At 72.7% G+C, this 13,639-nt stretch carries 13 protein-coding genes; 11 read left to right on the top strand and 2 right to left on the bottom strand.

What is annotated here, in order from left to right:
• The first annotated feature begins 34 nt into the window (after nucleotides 1-34).
• Nucleotides 35-910 (top strand): polysaccharide deacetylase family protein, encoded by an 876-nt coding sequence (locus AC068B_RS11405; RefSeq protein WP_478670761.1) that lies wholly within the window; start codon nucleotides 35-37, stop codon nucleotides 908-910.
• A 10-nt stretch (nucleotides 911-920) separates the two neighbouring features.
• The gene (locus AC068B_RS11400; RefSeq protein ID WP_478670760.1) at nucleotides 921-1,091 is read left to right on the top strand and encodes a hypothetical protein; all 171 of its coding nucleotides are present in this window, start codon (nucleotides 921-923) and stop codon (nucleotides 1,089-1,091) included.
• Nucleotides 1,092-1,125: 34 nt separating this feature from the next.
• Here AC068B_RS11400 and AC068B_RS11395 read toward each other — a convergent pair whose 3' ends face one another.
• Together AC068B_RS11395 and AC068B_RS11390 are read right to left on the bottom strand one after the other, a co-directional pair.
• Entirely contained in the window at nucleotides 1,126-1,794 is a 669-nt protein-coding gene (locus AC068B_RS11395; RefSeq protein WP_478670759.1) for an ABC transporter, read from the bottom strand.
• On the bottom strand, nucleotides 1,794-2,708 hold the full coding sequence (locus AC068B_RS11390) for an ATP-binding cassette domain-containing protein (protein WP_478670757.1): 915 nt from the start codon (nucleotides 2,706-2,708) through the stop codon (nucleotides 1,794-1,796). Before AC068B_RS11390 ends, AC068B_RS11395 begins: the two co-directional genes overlap by 1 nt.
• 189 nt (nucleotides 2,709-2,897) lie before the next feature.
• On the opposite strand from AC068B_RS11390, the gene AC068B_RS11385 reads away from it, so the two are divergent.
• The 9 genes from AC068B_RS11385 (at nucleotide 2,898) to AC068B_RS11345 (ending at nucleotide 13,639) form a co-directional block, all read left to right on the top strand.
• A complete protein-coding gene (locus AC068B_RS11385; RefSeq protein ID WP_478670755.1) occupies nucleotides 2,898-3,566 on the top strand; it encodes an HAD family hydrolase in 669 nt (222 codons plus the stop codon).
• A 131-nt stretch (nucleotides 3,567-3,697) separates the two neighbouring features.
• Nucleotides 3,698-4,756 carry a monodechloroaminopyrrolnitrin synthase PrnB family protein gene (locus AC068B_RS11380; protein WP_478670754.1) on the top strand — a complete coding sequence of 353 codons (1,059 nt, stop codon included), beginning with the start codon at nucleotides 3,698-3,700 and terminating at the stop codon, nucleotides 4,754-4,756.
• Between the two features lie 9 nt (nucleotides 4,757-4,765).
• On the top strand, nucleotides 4,766-5,839 hold the full coding sequence (locus tag AC068B_RS11375; RefSeq protein WP_478670752.1) for a GHMP family kinase ATP-binding protein: 1,074 nt from the start codon (nucleotides 4,766-4,768) through the stop codon (nucleotides 5,837-5,839).
• Nucleotides 5,836-6,573: a class I SAM-dependent methyltransferase gene (locus AC068B_RS11370; protein WP_478670751.1), complete on the top strand. Its 738-nt coding sequence runs from the start codon at nucleotides 5,836-5,838 to the stop codon at nucleotides 6,571-6,573. The genes AC068B_RS11375 and AC068B_RS11370 overlap by 4 nt, the downstream gene beginning before the upstream one ends.
• Entirely contained in the window at nucleotides 6,566-9,016 is a 2,451-nt protein-coding gene (locus tag AC068B_RS11365; RefSeq protein ID WP_478670750.1) for a pyridoxal-dependent decarboxylase, read from the top strand. The genes AC068B_RS11370 and AC068B_RS11365 overlap by 8 nt, the downstream gene beginning before the upstream one ends.
• A complete protein-coding gene (locus tag AC068B_RS11360; protein ID WP_478670747.1) occupies nucleotides 9,013-10,587 on the top strand; it encodes a glycosyltransferase family protein in 1,575 nt (524 codons plus the stop codon). Before AC068B_RS11365 ends, AC068B_RS11360 begins: the two co-directional genes overlap by 4 nt.
• Before the next feature lie 66 nt (nucleotides 10,588-10,653).
• Nucleotides 10,654-11,796, top strand: a complete 1,143-nt coding sequence (locus AC068B_RS11355) for a hypothetical protein (RefSeq protein WP_478670746.1) — start codon at nucleotides 10,654-10,656, stop codon at nucleotides 11,794-11,796.
• Nucleotides 11,793-12,812, top strand: a complete 1,020-nt coding sequence (locus AC068B_RS11350) for an ABC transporter ATP-binding protein (protein WP_478670745.1) — start codon at nucleotides 11,793-11,795, stop codon at nucleotides 12,810-12,812. Before AC068B_RS11355 ends, AC068B_RS11350 begins: the two co-directional genes overlap by 4 nt.
• Nucleotides 12,809-13,639 (top strand): ABC-2 family transporter protein, encoded by an 831-nt coding sequence (locus AC068B_RS11345; RefSeq protein WP_478670743.1) that lies wholly within the window; start codon nucleotides 12,809-12,811, stop codon nucleotides 13,637-13,639. Before AC068B_RS11350 ends, AC068B_RS11345 begins: the two co-directional genes overlap by 4 nt.

The raw sequence follows: 13,639 nt of genomic DNA, 5'->3' as shown, positions 1-13,639 counted from the left end.
CGATTTACTACATTCCTCTATATATGTTCGTCGGGTGATCACTCTCGTACGGAGATGCGCCGCGCTCTGCGCCCTCGGCACCCTGACCGCCGCCCTCGCCGGATGCGCCGGCGACACCGCCACGTCGTCCGGTCACGCGGGCCGCCCCGCCCGGCCCCCGGCGACCGCCGCCCCCTCGCCGTCCGCCGCGCCGACGCTCGCGCCCGGCCCCGCCGGTCTCACCCCCGTCTTCGAGAACGGGTCCCGGAAGGGCGGCCGTACCGTCGCCCTCACCTTCGACGCCGACATGACCGCGGACCAGGGACCGCGCGCGAAGGCCGGTGAGCGCTTCGACAACCCCGCGCTGGTCGCCACGCTGCGGCGGCTGAAGGTGCCCGCGACGTTCTTCATGACGGGGCGGTGGGCCGAGGAGTACCCGGCCCAGGCCAGGGACATCGGCCGCGACCCGCTCTTCGAGGTCGCCAACCACTCGTACAGCCACCACGCCTTCACCGGCAGCTGCTACGGGCTGCCGACCGTCCCCGCGGCCCGTATGCGCACCGACATGGAGCGGGCGTTCACCGCGTTCCGCTCGGCGGGGGTCGAGCACCCCGTGCCGTACTTCCGCTTCCCCGGCGGCTGTTACGACCAGCGGTCCCTGCGCGCCCTCGCGCCCGGCGGCGTCACCGCCGTGCAGTGGGACGTGGTCAGCGGCGACGCCTTCGCGACGGACTCCGCGGCGGTGGCCCGGCAGGTGCTCGACGGGGTGCGGCCCGGCTCGGTCGTCGTCATGCACTGCACGCGCAGCGCGGCGCCCGCGACGGAGCGCGCCCTGCGCACGATCGTCCCGAAGCTGCGGGAACGCGGGTTCCGGTTCGTCCGGGTGTCGGAGCAGATCGGGAGGGCGGGGGCCGCCGGGGCGCGGAGCTAGGCTGGTCGGTATGGAGCATGCGGACGAGGGCACGGGCGAGGCCGGGACGACCGGTACGGCGGCCGTCGCCGAGTGCGTGCTGTGCCGCGCCCCCACCGAGTACCCGGAGTCCCGCAAGGGCAGCACGCTCTGCCCGGTGTGCGAGTGGCGGGAGGCGGAGCGGTCGGCCTGCTCGGGGTGAGCCACTCAGGGTGAGCCCCGCCCCGCCACCCGCTTCAGCCCCGCCGCGAACTCAGCGCGCACGCCGCCCACATCGCGGCCGCCGCCACCGCAAGCGCCCCCGCGAGCGCGCCGAGCGACAACGGCACCGTGCCCTCCCGCGACCCCGTGGTCAGGTCGGTGAGGACCGACTTCGCCGGGGAGCCCGTGGTGACGAGCAGCAGTAGCGAGGCGAGCAGCATCGCGGGGACGGCCCGCCCCGCGGAACGCAGCAGCGGCCAGTTGGCGAGCGCCCCGATCGCCGTGCCGAGCAACGCGCTGACCAGCATCGCGAGCAGCCCGGCCGCGCCCGCGGAGAGCCGCGGGACCGGCACCCGCGAGTTGGTGCTCGCCGCATCGCTGATGGCCGTCACGACGAGGGCCGCCGCACCGCCCAGCGCGGAGGCCGCGAGGAACGCGGCGAGCAGCGAGGCGAGGTGGGCCCGCCCTGGGCCGGCGGCCGCGGCGGAGCAACTACGGGCCGCGGGCGGCTCGTTGGACACACAGATGCGCACGAGCCAGGCGGCCACGGGCAGCAGCGCCCCGGCGGCGTACGCGAGCGAGTCCAGGATCGGCTGACCGCCCTGCACACCGATGCCGAGGAAGACGGCGTAGAGGATGACGGGCGGCAGCCATCGCTGGGAGCGCACCAACAGGTCGGTCTGGTAACGCAACAGAGCAGACATCACAGCTCCTCCCCGCCCGACACCGTCGCGGTGTCGCCCGCGTCGTCCGCGTCGGCCATCCTCGCGCTCACCGTCACCACGTGCCACGGCGGCCGCGCCGTCAGGAGTTCCCTCAGGACCCGGTCCGAGTGGGGCTGCGGAACCGCGAGGCGCGTGGTGCCGTCGGGCGTTCCCGGGAACACCTCCACGGCCGCTGCCGCCACCGGCCCCGGAAGCTCCGCGCCCTGCGGCCCCCGGACCTCGATGAGGACGGTCGGCCCCTGCCGGGCGGGCGAAGTGCTGTCTTTCGTACGGCGGTTGAGTGCCGTACCGACGAGCGCGTACGTCTCGTCGGCCACCCCCAGCAGGCGGCGCGGGTCGTGGTCGACGAAGACCACGGAGCCGCCCGCCGCCGTGCGCTCGGCCACCGCGCGGTCGAGTTCGGCGCGGGCGGGCGCGTCCAGGCCCGTCCATGCCTCGTCGAGGACCAGCAGGTCGGGGTCGGCGAGCAGCGCCTGCGCCACGGCGACCTTCTGGCTGCCGCCCTTGGAGAGTTCGGACAGCGGCGTCCGCGCGTATCCGGCGGCGCCGAAGCGCTCCAGCCACTCGGTCGCGCGCTGCCGCGCCGCGCCGCGCGCGAGGCCGTGCACGCGGCCCATGTGCGTGAGGTAGCCGATGGCCGTGAACGGCAGGGCGGCCGGGAACCTTTCGGGGACGAACGCCGTGCGACGGCGTCCGGACACCCGCCCCTCGGACGGTGCGTCGATCCCGGCGAGCACTCTCAACAGGGTTGATTTTCCCGTGCCGTTGGCGCCCTCGAACCGCACCAGGGAACCCGTCCGTATGCCCAGGTCTACGCCGCGCAGCACCCACGTACCGCCCACGCCGTAGCGGCGGCCGACCCCGTCGAGCCGCACCGCAAGATCATGTTCCATGGGGGTCATCCTCGCGCACGGGCCCCTGTTGTACGCAGCGCGACGAGGTCTTTACCACCAGTCCGGATTGACATTCAAGGGCTTGAAGTGCACCTCGTTCCAGGTTACGTTTTTCAGGTCTAGACCAAGGGGGTCCGGAAGTGTTGCCCTGTTCGGGCTGCAATTCCGGAATGGGGGGAGCGTTGCCGCATGTCCATTTCCGGCCGACAAGCTGAATACCCGGCATCGCAACGCCTCATCGTCCTCGATTTCGACGGCGTTCTGCTCGACACCGAACGCATCGCCATCGAGGCGTGGACATCCGTACTCGACGAGGCAGGCATTCAGCTGCCCGACGGAATACCCACGCACCCCGACGGGACACTGGCGCGCGACTCCATGAACGGGACGCTCACATCCGTCCTCGGGCAGGAGAAGGCGCGCGAGTTCTGGGACGTGTTCGAGCGCGCGAACCAGCGGCGCGCGGACGAGGAACCGCTGGCACCGGCCACCCGGTCCTTCCTGGACCACTGCCTCGCCAGGGGCCACCGGATCGCGGTCGCCTCCGGCAACGCGCACACCTGGGTGGCGGGCCACCTGGACCGGCTGGGGATCAGGCCGCACTTCGCATCGGTGACCTGTGCCGACCGCACCCTTGCGCCGAAGCCTGCCCCCGACGTCTATCTCGCGGCCCTGCGGCACAGCGGCTGTGCGCCCCGGCGGGCGCTGGCCGTGGACGACTCCTTCGCCGGTCTGCGATCCGCGCACACCGCTGGAATTCCCGTTGCCTGGGTCACCTCGCAGCCCGCCGCGGCACAGTCTCCCGTGCCGCTGGCCCATCGCATTCACGCGCTCGACGAGCTGAATTCTTCCCTCTGACCCACTTTCACGCATTTCACCGCTCTTCAAAGCTCAACGTCCCCGTCTCTGACGCTTCTTGACGTCTTGACGTACCCGAGTCCGCCACTCCGGCACATATAGAGGTCATTTCCTTGAATCTCGCCACTGACATGAGAACTCTGGACCAGCGCGTGAGCGAACTCGATCCGCTGCGGTTCTCAGAGCACACGGCAGAAATACCAGAGCTCAACAATTCCGCGGATACCGGCGGCCTTGAGCGCCTCGCGCACCGGCTCCTCGACCGCGTCCCCGGCGCCGTCACCGACGACGTCACGGCCAGCGCCGCCCTGCGCGACCTCGGCTTCGTCCTGGCCTCCCTGGAGCGGCACGGCACGGACCACCGGTCCCTGCCCGGCGCGGAGGAGACCCTGCTCAAGCTCGGCGGCCTCGTCGACGAGGTGCCGCGCGACAGCGTCTACACGTACTCCCTGCGCAACCCCGAGGACGCGCTGAGGACCTTCACCGACATCCCCGAGGAAGTCCTATTCATCTCGGAGGTCCGCAGGGCGGGCATCGCGCTGCGGCCCGCCGTCGACCACCTCATGGCCGCGCTGACGCTCCCCGTCCGCGACCCCCTCCTCGAAGAGCATCTGACCGCCGCCACCGAGGCGTTCAAGGTGTTCGCGCAGGCGCTCCTCACGGTGAAGCGGAACATCACGCCGGAGGTCTTCTCCACCCGGATGCGGCCCTACTTCCCGCCGATGACCGTGGGCGGCACGGTGCTGTTCGCGCCGGGCGGCGCCCAGATGACGCCGCTGCTCGTCGACATGGCGGTCCTCAGGCCGGAGCCCGGCGACCCCAGGCACGCGTGGTACGAGCAGTACCTCGACGAGAACCTGCTCTACCTCCCCGCGGCCTATCGCGCCGCGGGCGACACCATCATGGCCAGCCGCCCCCTGCTGCCCCGGATCCTGGACGAGGCCACGGGCGAGGACACCGCGTCCGTGCGGAACCAACTGCGGCTGCTGATGCGGGAGATCCTCCACTTCCGGCTCCCGCACCTGCAGCTCGCCCGCGCCAACATGCGCATCCGCCCGGACGGCTCCCTCGGCAGCGGCGGCTACACCACCGACTCCCTGGACCACCTGGTCGAGCTGACCACCGAACGCCACCAGCGGCTTGCCGACGCCTGCACGGCCGCGCCACCCCTCGACCACGCCACGGCATAAGGCGGATTGATGTTCACGTCCTTCACACCCGGCACCATCCACCACCCGCTGACCGCACCGCTCGGCCCCGTCAAGCCCGCGGACGAGACAGCGATCCGCTACCCCACCCGCCTCAACGCCATGGCGCTCCAGCCCGGCGCCATCGCGGGCGACAACCACCTGATCTACGACGCGGGTGAACTGGTCTTCTCCGTCGCCCGGTTCCACCGGGTGCACCTGCGCAGGCTCGCCCCCGGCGACGGCCTCTCGCTCGACCCGGCCATCGCACGGCCCGCGCTCGTCGAGCACGCCGCCCGCATCATGTGCACCGCCCTCGGCGTCGACTGCGACCTGCACGTGAGCGTCGACAGCGACCCGCTGCCCGTGCACGCGGGCTTCGGCTCCAGCAGCAGCCTGATCGCCGCGGTCGCCACCGCGGTCAACCACCTCCACGGCAACCCGGTGGACCGCGCCGACCTGCTGCCCTTCCTCACCAGCAACCACGGCGAGGAGCACACCGAAGGCAGCGACCTGCTCATGCCCGTCCAGTGCATCGGCGGTTCCGCCGCCTCCGGCCTCTACCCCGGTGGCGTGCAGGTCGTCGCGGGCCGCAGCACCGTCGTCCTCACCGCTTCGGTACCGCAGGAACTCTCGCTGGTCATCGGCGTGCCCACCACGCTGCAGGAGCGGTCGACGGACGAGCTGATGGCCGCCGAGATCGACCAGTTCGACCGCTTCCGCGAGACCGGCGAGCGCTGGGCGCCCACCATCGCCTTCCGGATGCTCCACGAGGCCATGCCCGCCGCGCTCCGCGGTGACCTCGGCCCGCTGGGAGACCTCGTCTTCGACTACCGCTTCCGCATGGGGAGCATCGAGAACTGCTCCTTCTCCCACCCCGGACTGAGCGAACTCGCCACGCGCCTCGAACCGTTGAAGACCGACGGCACGGCGACCGTCCTCGCGCTGTCCTCCGTCGGCCCGGCGTTCTTCGCGCTCACCGCCGACCCGGACACCTGCGAGTCCTTCTTCGCGGAGCAGGGCATGCGGGTCATCCGAGCCCTCCCGTACAACGGCACCTACGAAGAGATCGAGCCCACCCGATGACTCTCCCCGCCACCGCGGCCGAGCGCGCCGCCACCTACTGGAACGCCCCGGAGACGGTCCGCGACTTCGCGTCACTCACCGCCCAGCCCTACCTCGTCGACATCCTCTCCAAGTACGCCGACGACCTCACCGGACCCGCGCTCGACCTGGGCTGCGGCGGCGGGCGCAACACCGTCGCCCTCCTCGAACACGGCTGCACCGTCGTCGCCGTCGACCTGCACCAGGCCATGGTCGATGCGACCCGCGACGCCACCGCGCACTTCGCGGACGGCCTGGTCACCGTCCGGCAAGGCGCGGCCCACGCCATCCCCGCCGACGACGACACCTTCGCCCTCGCCGTCTGCTACGGCGTACTCCACAACGCCCCCACGCCCCATCAGTTCCAGTCCGGCATAGCTGAGTTGGCGCGCGTCCTGCGGCCCGGCGCGGTGCTCGCCCTCAACACCTTCACCTCCGACTCCCTCGACCCGCGGCTGCGCCCCGGGGAGACGGCGGGCCAGTACGTGCTGCCGGACGGCGTCCCCATGACGCTGCTGCCCACCGAGGAGATCCTCGCCGGTCTCGCCGCCGTGGGCCTGCGACCCGAGGGCGAAGTGCACACCTACGTACGCGACCTCGACGTCGGCCCGCGCGCGGTGCTCCGCTGCGAGCTGCGCCACGACGCGGCCACCGGTGTCGGCGTCGGCATCGGCATCGGCATCGGCGGCAGTGAGGACGTGAGCCGGAATGCCTGACCTGTCCGACGGGTCGACCGAGTGCGACCCGTTCCCCGAGACCGCGCTGTCCACGGACGCGCTGGCCGCCGCCCTGGCCGACCGGCTCGCCGAAGTGCCCGACTGGCATTCGGCGACGGACCCGGTGCGCCTCGGCTTCGCGATGAGCGAGCCGCACCCGCTCGCCCTGCACGCCAGCGGCATGTTCGCGGCCCGCAACCCCAACAACGTCGGCGTGCACACCCGCTTCGGCGACGGCGTGCGCGGCACCCGCCGACTGGAGCGGGAGGCGGTCCTCGCCCTCGGCGGCCTGATGCACGCCGACTCCGCCGACGGCTATCTGACCAGCGGCGCCAACGAAGGGACCCTCGCCGGACTGCGGGTGGGCCGCAACGCCCTGCGGGCCGCGGGCTGCCGCCGGGTGCTCGTCATCGCCTCCACCCTGACCCACCACTCCGTGGCGAAGGCCGCCGAGATCCTGGACGTTGACTTCAAGGCGCTTGCCGCCGGGCCGAGTTGGATCCTCGAACCGGCCGCCCTGGAGGAGGCCTTCGACGCGCTGGAGGCCGAAGGCGATGAAACCGGCGTCACCGGCGTCATCGTCGTCTCCACCGCGGGCTACTACAACACGGGACTCGCCGACCCGGTCGACCGCATCAGCTCGCTCCTGGGCCGCCGCGTCGACGGGGCGTCCCGGCTGCGGTTCTTCCACCACGTCGACGCCGCGCACGGCGGCATGATCCTGCCCTTCACCGAGCCGGACATCCCCTTCGACTTCCGCAACCGGTTCGTCCACTCCATGGTCCTCGACCCCCACAAGTCGGGCCTGATGCCCTACAGCTGCGGGGTGTTCCTCTGCCGCAAGGGCCTGCTCGGGCACGGGGCGATCCCGGCTCCGATGAGCGGTTTCGTGGACGAGACGGTCACCGGCTCGCGCTCGGGCGCCACCGCCGCCGCGCTGTGGTCCCTGGTCTTCGGGCTCGCGGCCGAGGGCTACCGCGAGACGTTCCGCGGCTGCCTCGGCCTCAGGGACCACCTGGCCGACGCGATCCGCACGGCCGACCCGGACGCGGTCCTCCTGCCCTCGCCCGGCAACACCGTCCTCGTCGTGGGCTTCTCCACGGAGGGCGGCACTCTCCCCGGCGAACTCAAGGAGCACTACCGCCTCGTCGGCAACACCCTGCCCTGGACGGACGCCCAGGGGCACACGACGGATCGCCTCTTCCACCACTTCTACGTCATGCCGCACATGACGCGTACCCACATCGACACGTTCGCCGCCGACCTGGCTGCCGCCCTCGCCGCGCCCGCCGCGGAGGCCGGACGCACCCCGGCCGCGCCGCCCGTGCCCGCCGAGTTGAAGCACCTGCGCGGCAGCAGCGCGTGTCTGCGCCATCTCGTCGTCCACCCCCCGCAGCGCCGGAACCCGGACGACTACCCGCACGCCTACTCCTTCCACACCTTCCGCAACCGCGCCGAACTCGGCGAGCAGCTGCGGGTGGAGAGCTGGGCGCCGACCGGCGACGGCACCGACGGTGACGGCGAACTGCTCGTCTACGCGCCCGACTTCGACGCGCCCTTCGCCAACGAGCTGTTCGGCGTCCTGTCGCCGCAGAAGTTCTCGCTGGAGGTCCTGGACCGCAACCAGCAGAAGCTGTCCCTGGTCGGCGCCGCCCACCTCTCCGTCTTCGAGGACGCCGAACAGCGCCCGCACACCCCCGTCCTGCTGGCCAACTTCCATGCCGACGGCCGCTTCCGCTCCGCCGAGTACAAGTACGGGGACCGCTGGCACGCCGACGAGCTCCAGGTGTTCGAGGACTCCCTCGTCGTCAAAGTCGGCAAGGACGCCCGCAGCATCCGCCGCACCGGCGACGACTACGCCTTCTCCATCGACACCTCACTTGAGCTCAGGGTCACGCTGGTCGACGGCGACGCCCCGCCGCGCCTGGCACGGGTGGCGCGGCACGCCGACTCCGCGCTGCCGCGCCGCCGCCATCTGCTGCGCGGCCAGTACCGCCGCTTCCCCAACCGCTTCTTCGACGTCATCGTGTCGCTCACGGTCGGGCGCGGCTTCACCGGCACGGTCGGCACGGACGACCTCCTGGGCGAGGCACTGCAGGGCAGCGCGCTGCTCGCCCGCTCCGCCGAGCTCGGCCTTGCGCGCGTGCTGCCGCGGTTCGCGGACGGGCGGCTGGTCACCGGACTCGAAGCGGTCGGGGGCGAGGGCCGGTACGAGCTGTCCGTCGGCCTGGGCCTGGGCGCGCGGCTGCGCGAGGAGCTGCCCGGCATCGACGTCGGCGAACCCGAGAGCCTCGAACCCCGGGACGTGGTCGCCTGGGCCGAGCGGCTCTACCCGGTCGCCCGCCGACTCCAGCTCGCGGGCACCGACCGCGGCGGCGCCCGCAACCTGGGCCCGGGCCTGGACCCGCACCCGCCCGCCGGAGCGAAGGGCGGCACCGCGTGATCCTCGCGTCAACGGTCCTGCTGTGGGCGGTACTCGGCTGGGGCGTCCTCCTCACCGCGCGTGCCGTCGTCACCGCACGCGCGCTCCGGACCGCACGCCGCACACCCGTCCCCGCACCGGGGACGGGAGGGCCGCACGTCGCCCTGCTCATTCCCGCGCTGCGGGAACAGGACCTCCTGTCCGAGGTCGTGGGCGCGGTGGCCCGCCTGGACTATCCGCGCGAGCTGCTGCACATCGTCGTGGTCACCACCGAACGCGAGGAGCGCGACCGGGAGCGCCACCTCGCCGAACTCCCCGGCCTGGCGCGGCGCCTGCTCGCGGCACCGGACGACGCGGCCGCCGCGGCCCAGCTGTCCGGCATCGTGCCGTCTTCCCGCGCGCGCGACGTGGCAGCCCGCGTGCGGTCCGCCACGGACCCCTCGCACGTGCTGCGCGCCGAGGTCGCCGCCACCCCCACCACCCGGGACGTGGCCGCGAAGCTGCTCCCCGACATCGCCGTCCACCACCCCGGAACAGCCCTGCACCACCTGCACTATGACGAGTCGTCAGGCGCGAAGAGCAGCCAACTGGTGTACGCCGTCGAGCAGCTCCGTGACCTGCTGCCCCCGGACGCCGACCCGTCCCGTACCTACATCGGTGTCTACGACGCGGACTCCCAGCCGGACCGCACCACCCTGCGCCATCTCGCCCACGAGACCGACAAGGCCCGCCGCGCGGGACAGGCCCCGCCCACCCTGATCCAGCAACTGCCGCTGCAACTGCGGCGCCCGCACGCGGCCCGCACCGGCATCGCCGACCTGACGCTGCGCGCCCACGCCATGGCCGACCTGCGCCGCCGCATGGGCATCGAGGCACACCGGCTGCGGGCCAGGGCCAGGCTGCGCGCGCTGCGGCTGCCCGACGGGCTGCGCACGGCCCTCGACCCGGTCGTCTACGGAATCGGCGCGGGCCTGTTCGTACGCCACGACATGCTCGTGTCCATCGGCATGTACGAGGAGCCGGTCGACGACCTCCTCATCGGCTACAAGCTGTCGTCCGCCGGGGAGAGCGCCGTCGTGCTGCCGGTCTACAACCTGGTGGACCGCTACGCCCGCGTCGGCGCGCTCGCGAAGGCGTACAGCCTCGTCGCCCTGGGCAGTGTCGTGGGCTGTCTGCGGCTGCTCCGCGATCCGGCGCTGCGCGCCTACGGGCCGCGCAACACCGTGACGCTCGTCAAGGAGGGCCTGGACACCGTGTGGTGGTTCGTCGGGCCGCCCTGTGTGGCCGCCGCCGTCGTGGTCCTGAGCGTGCGGGGCGCCCACCGGGAGCTCCTCGCGTGGGCCGTCGCGGCCGGTGCGTATATGGTCCTGCATGCCCTGATCAGCATGGGCCACGCCACCCGCTTCCTGGACGGCCACGAAGGCGCCCACGAGCGGGCCGAACCACTGGGCGGCGGGGCACCCGCACTGCTGCTCCCCCTGTTCCTCCTGCAACCGGTGCTGCACTGGCTCGGTCCCCTGCGCCTCGCCACCGCCCGCGCCCTCGGCCCGCTCGCCCGGCGCCCGCTCGCCATGGGCAAGACCGAACGCTGACCCCGTCCACCCCACCGCCCCGTCCACCCCGCACAACACCCGTACGACGCAAAGGACCTCCCTACCGTGAACACCCCCACCGACGCCCCCGAGCCGCACGCCCCGGGCACCGACACCGCCGAGATCCACCTGTCGACGGTGGTGATGGCCCACCCGCGGCGCGCGGCCGCCGCCCGCGAACTGCTCGCGCGCCACCCCGAGCTCGACGCCCGCCTGATCACCGACCCGGACCCGGAAGGACCGCCCTCCGCCCTGCGCACGGCCCGGCTCGCCTGGCAGTCGGTCGCGCCCGGCGCCACCCACCACCTGGTCCTCCAGGACGACGCGATCCTCGCCCCCGACTTCGCCGCGCGCGTGCGGGCCCTGATCGCCGACCGGCCCGACGCCTCGCTGAGCCTGTTCACGGAGTGGGGCTCGCGCACCGCCAACGCCGTGCGCGTCGCCGCCCTGCGCGGCCACACCTGGGCCCCCGTCGTCGACGACTACCTGCCCTCGGTCGCCCTCGTGCTCCCCGCCCCCCTCGCCCTCGGCTTCGAGGAGTACGCCGCCGCCAAGACCGCCCAGGAGGACACCGACGACGTCGCGCTCCTCGGCTACCTTGCCGCGGCAGGGACGGAGACCGTCGTGCCGGTCGCGAATCTCGTCGACCACGCCAACCCCGCCAGCCTCGTCGGCAACGACGTGATGGGGCCGCGCAGCGCCGCCTGCTTCCCCGACACGGCCCCCGCTCTCCCCCAGGGCCGACAGAGCCCGCAGGAGCTCGTCCACCTGGACGCCGTGCCGTACTTCTGCTGGTGGGAGCAGCTCGCCGTCGTCTACATACGCGACGCCGCCGCCCCCGACGGCTGGCGGCGCGTCCCCGCCGAGGAAGCCCTCCTGGAGCGCGGCATCACCCGCGAACGGGTCGTCGGGGCGCTGCGTGCGGCACTGGACCGCCTGCCGCACCGCGCCTTCGTGCACGACCGCGTCAGCGACGTGCTGCTCACCGAGATCTGGACGACCGCCTACGCCCTGGGCGTGGTGACCCGCGAGAGCGGCGCCGCCCCCGACTTCACCGCCCCGCTGGCCGGGACCGCGCTCGCCACGCTCGCGCCCGGCGCGCTGCGCCGCGTCGTCCCCGCGGGCTGGCTCCCTGGCGTGGGCGAACTGCTCGCGCCGCTGGTGGCCGACGCGGTGGCGAGCGGCGCGGAAGCGGGCGCGGGCTCGTGAGCACGCGGCACCCGGCCATCCGCGTCGACCACGTCACCAAGACCTTCCGCAGCTGGGAGAGTGCCGAGGGCCGCTCCTGGAAGCGGCCCTTCCAGCGGCGGAAGGCGCGGCGCACGGCGGCGCTCAACGAGGTCGACATGACGGTCGAGCCAGGCGAGTTCATCGGCCTGCTCGGCCAGAACGGCGCGGGCAAGTCCACGCTCATCAAGGTCATGACCGGGCTGCTGCTCCCGGAGTCGGGCACCGCCCGCCTCTTCGGCCTCGACCCCTACGCCGACCGCGAGCGCAACGCCCACGCCATGGGCGTCACCTTCGGGCAGCGCACGCAACTGTGGTGGGACCTGCCCGCGTACGACTCCTTCATGATCCTGCGCAACATCTACGGCCTCTCCGAGACGGAGTTCCGCGCCACGCTGACCGAGCTGGACGACGTACTGGCCCTTTCGCCCTTCTGGGACACGCCGGTGCGGTTCCTCTCGCTCGGCCAGCGGGTGCGCTGCGACCTGGCGGCGGCGCTCCTGCACCGGCCCCCGCTGCTCTTCCTCGACGAGCCGACCATCGGCCTCGACGTCCTCGTCAAGGACCAAGTGCGCACCCTGCTTGCCGACTTGGCGCGCACCGGCGACCACACCATCCTGCTCACCACGCACGACATGGCCGAGGTGGAGGCGCTCTGCAGGCGCCTCGTCGTCATCGACCGGGGCCGTGTCGTCTTCGACGGCGAGCGCGGCGAGCTCGCCGAGGCCGCGCACCATCAGCGCACCGTCGTGGTGGAGTTCGAGACGCCGCCGGGCGCGCTGAGCCTGCGGACCGCCGAGGTCGTCGCTACCGACGGCACGACCGTCCACCTGCGCCCGCACCCCGGTGCCGAACAGCGCGAGGTGACCGACGAACTGCTGGCCGCCCACGCCGTGCGCTCGGTGGTCTTCGACGGCTCGAAGGTCGAGGACGTCCTGCGCACCCTTTACGCGCGCCCGGAGGCAGTTGCCGCGGCCCCCGCGGGAGGCCCGGCATGACGGTCCAGGCGCCCCCGTCCCGGGGGAAGCCGCGCGCCTACCGCCTCGCGGCCCTCGTGCCGCGCACGGAGTGGGCGTACCGCCCGCGCATCGTGGCGACCGCGTTCATCATCGTCACGCAGGTCTTTCTGTACGTCCTGCTGTGGCGCGCCCTCTACGGCGAGGGCGGCGACACGGTCGCGGGCATGGACGTCACCCAGGCCGTGACGTACTCCGTCCTCGCCACCCTGATGGGCACCGGCCGCGTCATCATGGAAGGCGCGTCCCAGGAGACCGCGCAGAGCAAGATCCGGGACGGCTCTGTGGTGTTCTGGTTCACCCGGCCCGTCTCCGCCCGCCGCTACTGCGCCTGGCGGGGCCTGGGCGAGAGCCTCTACGCCACGGCATGGCTGCTCGCGGGCCTGGTCGTCGGCCTGGTGACCGGCCTGGTCGCCCCGCCGCCCTCGGCGGCCGCCACGGCGGTCGCCGCCCTCTCCTACGCACTGGGCCAGGGCGTCTTCTACCACTTGGCGCTCCTGGTGGACCTGACCAGTTTCTGGACCATCACCAGCTTCGGCGTCAACCGCCTCGCGGCGTTCGCGCAGACGCTGATGTCCGGCGCGCTGATCCCCCTGTGGTTCTTCCCCTCGTGGTTCACCGCCGTCGCCGGTCACCTGCCGTTCTCCGCGACCGTGCACGTGCCCGTCTCCCTCTACACGGGCCGCATCGCGGCCTCCGACGCCTGGCCCTACCTGCTCGAACAGGCCGCCTGGTGCCTCCTGCTGGCCGCCGTCGGCCGCCTTCTGTGGCGTCGCGCGGCGCGTCGCCTTCTCGTCCTTGGTGGTTGA

It is taken from the genome of Streptomyces sp. NPDC042371 (assembly GCF_056437465.1).
The sequence above is the reverse complement of the archived record's forward strand: the minus strand, read 5'-3'. Positions and strand labels throughout refer to the sequence as shown.